6 protein-coding genes are annotated in these 7764 nt (G+C 59.1%); 4 read left to right on the forward strand and 2 right to left on the reverse strand.

Annotation, left to right across the window (positions count from 1 at the left end):
- Window positions 1-315 precede the first annotated feature (315 nt).
- Together BLR72_RS20830 and BLR72_RS20835 are read right to left on the reverse strand one after the other, a co-directional pair.
- A complete protein-coding gene (locus BLR72_RS20830) occupies window positions 316-1470 on the reverse strand; it encodes an acyl-CoA dehydrogenase family protein (protein ID WP_091951654.1) in 1155 nt (384 codons plus the stop codon).
- A complete protein-coding gene (locus BLR72_RS20835; protein ID WP_091951656.1) occupies window positions 1467-2618 on the reverse strand; it encodes a CaiB/BaiF CoA transferase family protein in 1152 nt (383 codons plus the stop codon). Before BLR72_RS20835 ends, BLR72_RS20830 begins: the two co-directional genes overlap by 4 nt.
- Before the next feature lie 208 nt (window positions 2619-2826).
- On the opposite strand from BLR72_RS20835, the gene BLR72_RS20840 reads away from it, so the two are divergent.
- The 4 genes from BLR72_RS20840 to BLR72_RS20855 form a co-directional block, all read left to right on the forward strand.
- Complete coding sequence (locus BLR72_RS20840; RefSeq protein WP_091951658.1) at window positions 2827-3537, forward strand: GntR family transcriptional regulator; 711 nt, start codon at window positions 2827-2829, stop codon at window positions 3535-3537.
- A gap of 409 nt (window positions 3538-3946) precedes the next feature.
- Window positions 3947-4840, forward strand: a complete 894-nt coding sequence (gene bcsN, locus BLR72_RS20845) for a cellulose biosynthesis protein BcsN (protein WP_210183743.1) — start codon at window positions 3947-3949, stop codon at window positions 4838-4840.
- Between the two features lie 112 nt (window positions 4841-4952).
- Entirely contained in the window at window positions 4953-7133 is a 2181-nt protein-coding gene (gene bcsA / locus BLR72_RS20850) for a UDP-forming cellulose synthase catalytic subunit (RefSeq protein WP_091951662.1), read from the forward strand.
- On the forward strand, window positions 7130-7764 hold a 635-nt coding region (locus tag BLR72_RS20855; protein WP_175492425.1), incomplete at its 3' end, for a cellulose biosynthesis cyclic di-GMP-binding regulatory protein BcsB. The genes bcsA and BLR72_RS20855, both read left to right, overlap by 4 nt.

The following is a 7764-nucleotide window of genomic DNA, read 5'->3' on the forward strand; positions in this document are numbered from 1 at the left end:
GTTATGTTGGCGAAAGCGCGACGGATCACGCTTTTCGCCAGATTATTCCACAGCGCAGGAGTCCACCGCCGCCCGGTATCTTCCGCTTCGCTGCGCAACCTTACCATGCCAGAATGCAACGAAAAGTACTCAATAAGCGGATTCGGCAAAGCAGCAGGACCGCCGTCTGGCCCGTCACCACCAGATAGGAACCGGCCGTTCGGCGCGACGAGCGGAGGCAACGACCTCCGTCGGTTCTTGCCGCTTCTTCCCATGGCGCTCGCTGGGAGAACATTGGATGCATTGCGCTTTGACTGATGCACGGGTCGCCTTCGGTCAGTTCAGCATATGGCCGGAAATGATAATGCGCTGGATTTCACTCGAGCCTTCGTAGATCCGCATGATCCGAAGATCGCGATTGATCCGTTCGATCGGGAAATCACGCGTATATCCATAGCCTCCATGCAGTTGCAGCGCGATATCTGCAATACGGCCCGCAGCTTCTGATGCGTGCAACTTGGCCATGGAGGCCGCGAGTGAAAACCGCCCGCCACCTGCATGCGCCAGGTCCCGTTGTCGCGCCGCGTCCTGCGCAACGAGCAATGCCGAGCGATAGGCCAAACCCATATCGGCGATCATCCAGCGTATGCCCTGCCGGTCACTCAATGGCTGCCCGCCGATGACACGCTCCTTAGCGTAGGCGATCGCAGCTTGCATTGCAGCCTCGGCCATGCCGAGGCATTGCGCGGCAACCTCGATACGGCCATTGTCTAGCACTTGCATGGCCGTGCGAAAACCCTTGCCTTCCTCCCCCAGCAGCGCATCGGACGGCAGCTCGCAGTCGATGTTCAGTGTAAAGACATGACCGCCTTTGAGACCCATTGTCCTTTCAGCCGCACCAGCTTCAAGACCCGGCGTCCCCTTGGGGAGGATAAAGGCCGAAATGCCGCGATGTCCCTTTTCCGGATCGGTAACGGCATAGAGAACAATGAAATCTGCAACGCCGCCATTGGAGATGAAGCATTTCGTGCCTTTGACATGCCAACCCGCACTCGTGCGGCGCGCCCTTGTTTTCATGTCGGCAGGATCGGATCCAGCAGTGGGTTCGGTCAGTGCGAATGATCCCAAAGCCTCGCCCGTTGCGGCCTTGGGCAGCCATTTCTGTTTTTGCGCTTCCGTTCCGCCAATGAGGATGGAGTCGGTCGCCAGATAGTGCGCGGTCAGCGCCGAAGCAGTGGAACCGCAGGCGCCGGCGACGATAGCCACTGCCCGCAGCAGCGCAGTTGCCGAGATTGAACTCCCGCCATAGGCTTCCGGCAGATTTGCGCCCAGCATTCCGGCTTCGGCCAGAACCGCGAGTTGTTCATGCACGAAGGTAGAGGCTTCGTCGGTCGCCGCTGCTTTCGTCGCAATGCGTTCCGCACACAGCCGCCCGAGCACGTCGCAGAACAGGCGCTCCTCGTCGGCCAGCATGTACCATTCATCTGTCATGCGCGCCTCTCCAGTCCGAACTCCCGCAGAATTGTTTCGCGATCGCCGCCGAGCGGGGGCGCCGAGGCTGCAGCAACCGGCTTTTCGCCGTCGAAGCGAACGGGCTGACCGACTGTCGGCGCCTCTCCGAGCACCGGATGCTGCAAAAGGCTGACCAATCCACGCGCGGCCGAATGCTCATTCGAAATTGCCTGTGCGATGTCCCAGATCGGGGCCGCCGGCAGGCCGGCCGCAGAGAGAGCGGCAATGGCTTCCTCGGTGGTCAGCTTGCGCGACCAGTTTTCGATCAAGGCCTTCAAGGCTGGTTCATGTTCGGTGCGGCTCGCATCTGTAACAAAACGCGGGTCGTCCACGGCCCCCGGGGCGCCGACAAGTTGAGCAAGCGCGCTAAACTGCCTAGGGTTCAGAACGGTTATCACCACCTGACCATCGCTGGTGGCGAAGCAGCCAAAGGGCGTCGAGAGCGGATGGCGATTGCCGACGCGTTGCGGCAGTAGGCCAGCATAGAGGTGCAGCGCATGGCTGGTCGTCAACACTGAAAACAGGGCGTCATACATGGCAACGTCAAGCGTGGCGCCCTGACCTGTCGAATTGCGTTGCACCAGCGCGGCCATGATGGACCAGCTTGCAAACAATCCGGCCAGCAGATCGGCAATGCTTTCACCGGTCTTGAGCGGGCCGCCTCCCTCCTCGCCGGTGCTTGCCATCAGGCCGGACATGGCCTGCACGATGAGGTCATAGGCCGGCAAATCCTTGAATGGTCCCTCCTGGCCAAAGCCGGAGATCGAGCAATAGATAAGCTGGGGGTTCGCCGCTCGCAGCGCCGCGGCGCCAAGGCCCAAGCGCTCGGCCACGCCGGGACGAAAATTCTCGACCACTACGTCTACTTGCTCGGCGAGCATCTGCGCCAGCGCCTGGTCTTCCGGAACCTTGAGGTCCAGAACGATGCTGCGCTTGCCGCGATTGTTAAGAGTGAAAAGTGCGCTTTCACCATGGCTGAACGGGCCGACATGGCGATAATCGTCGCCCGCCGGCGGTTCAAGCTTGATGACCTCGGCTCCAAGGTCCGCCAGGAGCGCCGTGCAGTAAGGACCCGCCAACACACGCGACAGATCCAGCACCTTAATCCCCGCCAGCGGCCGGTTCATGCCGGCGCCTCCGACATTGGACGCGCCGCAAAATTGCTGGCTGCCTTATAACGGGAACGGTACATCTGCACTCCTCCATAGCGCGCTGTCACGGAATATGTCTACACATAAGCCCGCAAATATGTCTATACTTATTTTATGGATATGTCTAAACTTGCCCGCATTCCGCTGGATATTCATCGGCGGGAGCAGCCATAGGCGACAAATAATGCGCAAGGCCCAAAGTATCGCTGACGAGGTACGTCGTCGCATTGTCGAACTCAAGTGGCGTGAAGGCGAACGCATACCGGACGAGGCGGATCTGGCGGTCGAGTTCAGCGCCGCACGGGCGACGGTCAACAAGGCGTTGCAAGTGCTCGCTGATGAAGGCCTTCTGGATCGCCGGCGTCGCGCGGGCACGCGGGTGGTGGTCAATCCGGTGCGCAAGGCCACCTTCTCCATTCCCATCGTGCGTGAGCAGGTCGAGGACGCGGGCCTGATATACAGCCACCGTGTCGTTGCGCAGCGGCTCAGTCCGATTCCCGTCCACATCGCGGTACGCCTGGGTCTTCCGGAAGGGGAACGGCTGGTCCATCTCAGGGCGGTGCATTACGCCGACGGCAAACCCTACCAGCTAGAAGACCGCTGGATTAATCCGCACGTCGTTCCAGGACTTGAACACGCCGGCTTCCGGGATTTGAATGCCAATGAATGGCTAGTGCGTAACGCACCCTATCTGCGGGCTGAGTTCTCGTTTTCAGCCGAGAATGCCGACCGGCGCGATGCGCGATTATTGCAGACGAGGCAAGGCCAGGCATTGTTGATCCTGCATCGCACCACCTGGAATGATCTTGGACCCATTACCACAGTCCGGGTGGCTTTTCAGCCCGGCCACAGTTTCGGCGCCGACGAGGGCCGCGATCAAGCGGCCAAAATCTGAGAGACAGCCGCAAGGCTTTCGCAAGCGCTATGCCCAATCCGGAATCGGGCGGACTGTGTGGCTGAATTTGGCTGGCACTGGTGACATTGTCTATCTGCTTGTGGAGATATTTATATGAAAGTTCCGTCATAAGGTTCCACAATTGCGAGTATTAGCTACCAGACGGATGGATTAGCGAAGTAAACAAGGGCCAGGACCAACAAATTGCGAAGATCCGAGTTGAAAATAACGCTAAGGTGCGACGGACAGTTCTGCGGGACATGCCGTTTTGCAATTTTAAGGTGTAACCATCGGGCAACTGTCGAGGTGAGAAGTTTGAACTTTCCCAACGACGTAAAGCATTTCCTTTGTACGAATCAATTCAATCGCCTAGTTTTCCCAAATGTTGAAGAGGACCTCCTGTCTGATCTTGCTACTTCTGGTTGGCGGCTGCGCATCCGGGGGCCCGCCTCAGATCCTAGCATCGACGCGAACCGTCGACGCGCAGCAGGCCTATGCGCTACCGCCGCCTGGCGGTCCCTCCATCATCAGCGTTGTCGAACGGTCCTACAACAATGCCGTTCAGCAGGAAATTCTGTTGGCAACGTCCGCCCGCACGCCTGGGCAGAACGTCCTGCGCGTACAACTGTTCGGACCGGTGAAGGCAAACCTTTCCGGCGGTGATACGCTGCGCGACCGTCAGCTTGGTACAACGAACATCGATCGCGAGCTCCGCGGTACGTTGCCGGGCGTTCCAATGCATCGTTCTCCCAACTTCGTGCAGAACCGGTACGGTGCCTTCGGTTTCGCCAGCGGGCATTCACGCTCCGGCGATACCTGCGTCTATGCCTGGCAGCGCATCCGGCCACCTGAAACACAATCGCGCTGGTTTACCGGGCGCGGCTCGATCCAGATCCGGCTGCGTCTTTGCGACTCGCGCTTGACCGAAGAACAATTGCTGGCGTTCATGTATGGGTTCACCATCAACGCAGCCTTCAACAATTACAGCTGGAACCCTTATGGCGAACCGGCCGGCGTGCCGGAAAATCTTGGCCGCCCGGGCGCCAATGTCTTTCCGACTGGGCCTGACATGCAACCATCCGCCGCATTGATGCCTCCGCCAGCGCCGCAACCAGTTGCAGTGGCGCCAAAACGGCGCGCACAGCCGCCTGCCGCACCGGCTGTCGAGACACGCCCGGCAAGACCTGCGCCGATCGGACCCATCGTACCGCCGCCGCCTGTATCAGGTGCGGCCCCGCCCATGCCCGCACCGACCCAGATCAATCGGGCCGTTGTTCCACCCCCGCCACCCGCCGCCCAATAACCCGGAGCCAAAACGCAGTGACATCCATTGGGGAATGACCCTCCCATTAACCCACCGCCAGGACATGAGATGAATTCTTCGCCCGCCCGCCCATCGAAAAGCACGGCCGTCCATGCGTAAGTTCCTCATCATCCTGATGTGGCTCGTAACGTCGATCAGTGTTCTGCTACTGGTCACGCTCCCGGTAAATCTGCAGACGCAGTTGATCGCCGGCGCCTCGGTACTGTTCCTCATGATGGTGTTGAAGACGCTGAATGCCGGCGGCATCTGGCGGCTGATCGCCCTCGCTTTCGGTACGGCCATCGTCATGCGCTATGTCTACTGGCGTACGACGAGTACGCTGCCTCCGGTCAACCAGCTCGAAAACTTCATTCCCGGGTTCCTGCTCTATCTCGCCGAGATTTACAGCGTGATGATGTTGGCGCTCAGCCTTTTTGTCGTCTCAATGCCACTGCCGCATCGTACGACACGGCCGGCAACCAAAGGTGAATTGCCAAGCGTTGACGTGTTTATCCCGACCTATAACGAGGACATCGAACTGCTTGCAAACACCATGGCCGCAGCCAAGGCCATGGACTATCCGGCTGACAAGCTCAACGTCTGGATACTCGATGACGGCGGTACGCTGCAAAAGCGCAATGCCGACAAGATTGTCGAATCCCACATTGCTGAAAAGCGTTTCAAGGATCTCTCGGAGCTCTGCGAGGCTTTAGGCGTTCACTACCTGACGCGTGAAAAGAACGTCCATGCCAAGGCTGGCAACCTCAATAACGGCCTCGAACATTCCACCGGCGAATTGATCGCCGTGTTCGACGCGGATCACGCGCCAACACGCGATTTCCTGCTCGAAACGGTCGGCTATTTCGATGAGGACGAGAAACTGTTTCTCGTGCAGACGCCGCACTTCTTCCTCAACCCCGATCCGCTCGAGCGCAATCTGCGTACGTTCGAGGAAATGCCATCCGAAAACGAAATGTTCTACGGCATCATCCAGCGCGGCCTCGATAAATGGAACGCGGCTTTCTTTTGCGGCTCGGCCGCCGTGCTCCGCCGCGAGGCACTGAACGTCACGGGCGGGTTCAGCGGCATCAGCATTACGGAAGACTGCGAGACTGCCATCGCGCTCCATTCGAAGGGCTGGAACAGCGTCTATCTCGACAAGCCACTCATTGCAGGATTGCAACCCGCCACATTCGCAAGTTTCATCGGCCAGCGCAGCCGCTGGGCGCAGGGTATGATGCAAATCCTGCGGTTCCGCTTTCCTTTATTCAATGGCGGGCTCACGATCCCGCAACGCCTTTGCTACCTCTCTTCGACATTGTTCTGGCTGTTTCCATTCCCGCGGGCAATCTTCCTGGTCGCGCCGCTGTTCTATCTGTTCTTCGGGCTTGAGATCTTCACGGCATCGGGCGGCGAATTTCTCGCCTATACGCTCATCTACATGGTCGTGAACCTGATGATGCAGAACTATCTTTACGGCGCATTCCGCTGGCCCTGGATTTCCGAGCTTTATGAATATGTGCAGACCGTGCATCTCCTGCCCGCAGTCGTGTCGGTTGCCCTGAACCCGCGCAAGCCGACATTCAAGGTCACCGCGAAGGACGAGCGTATCGACCGAAGCCGCCTTTCGGAATTGAGCACGCCCTTCTTTGTCATCTTCCTGGTGCTGCTTGTCGGCGTGGGGGTAACGATCTATCGAATTTACACAGAGCCATACAAAGCGGATGTCACGCTTGTCGTGGGTGCGTGGAATCTTCTGAATCTGGTTTTCGCGGGCTGTGCGCTTGGGGTTGTATCCGAGCGCGGTGACAAGCGGCCTTCGCGACGCGTAAAAGTGAGCCGCCGCTGCGAATTTCGCTTGGGCGAGCGCTGGCTGCAGGGGACGATCGACGATGTGTCGGTCAATGGTCTGCGCGTCCAGGTGCTGGGCGACGTGGCCGAGGCGGTTTCCGTCGGCATGCTGACCGACGTCCGCTTCAAGACATTCGCAACGGGAGACCTCGGCGATCTTCCATTGCAGGTCCGCAATGTCAGAAAGCAAGCTGGTGAAACGTCGGTCGGCTGCATGTTCATGCCTGACCAGCCCTCCGATCATTCATTGATCGCCGATCTGATCTTTGCCAATTCGGCTCAGTGGACCAAGTTCCAGCTGGATCGGCGTGGCAATCCTGGCCTGTTCAAGGGTACGATCTGGTTTTTTGGGGTAGCGATATTCCAGACATATCGTGGATTTTCCTATCTTTTCCGCCACTTGACTGGAAGAGGCAAAAGGGAATGGGAGGGTACGCTATGAAGCGGCTGCTTGGCGCCTGCCTGTTTCTCGGCCTCTCCACCCTGAGTTCTTATGCGCAGGTTGCGCCTTTCGACATGTCGCCGGAGCGCCCCGCCGAACCCGCACCGGCCGAGAAGCCGGCCGCGCCGTTTACGCCACTGCCCGGCCAGCAGGCACCGGCCGCACCCGCCCCCGCTTCCAAATTGGCGCCGGCGCCGATCAGGGCCGACGGACAATGGCGACGCTATATCGTGCCTCAGGACAGTCTTTCGTTCAGCGGTGAGAATGGTGACAAGACGTGGGCCGTTTTCATTACTGCGGATCAGGCGGCAGCTCCTGCAACTCTGACGCTAGCCTATCAGAGCAGCCTCGTCGTGGCGCCTGAATGGTCGACCATGACTGTTTCGATCAACAACGCCCGCATCATCAGCGAGCCGGTGCAGTCGCCGGAGGGCCGGAAGACTTTGACGGCGAAGATACCGGCCGGCGTCCTGAAAGAGGGGCTCAATACATTCCGTATAAACACCAGCCTTCGCCACCGCACCGACTGCACGGTGCAATCGACCTACGAATTGTGGACTGAAGTCGATCCGTCAAAGACTTATCTTTCTTTCACCGGGGACAATCCGCGCAGGCTCAAAAAGCTGGACGA

This window comes from Phyllobacterium sp. YR620 (genome assembly GCF_900104165.1).
Taxonomy (GTDB): Bacteria; Pseudomonadota; Alphaproteobacteria; order Rhizobiales; family Rhizobiaceae; genus Phyllobacterium; species Phyllobacterium pellucidum.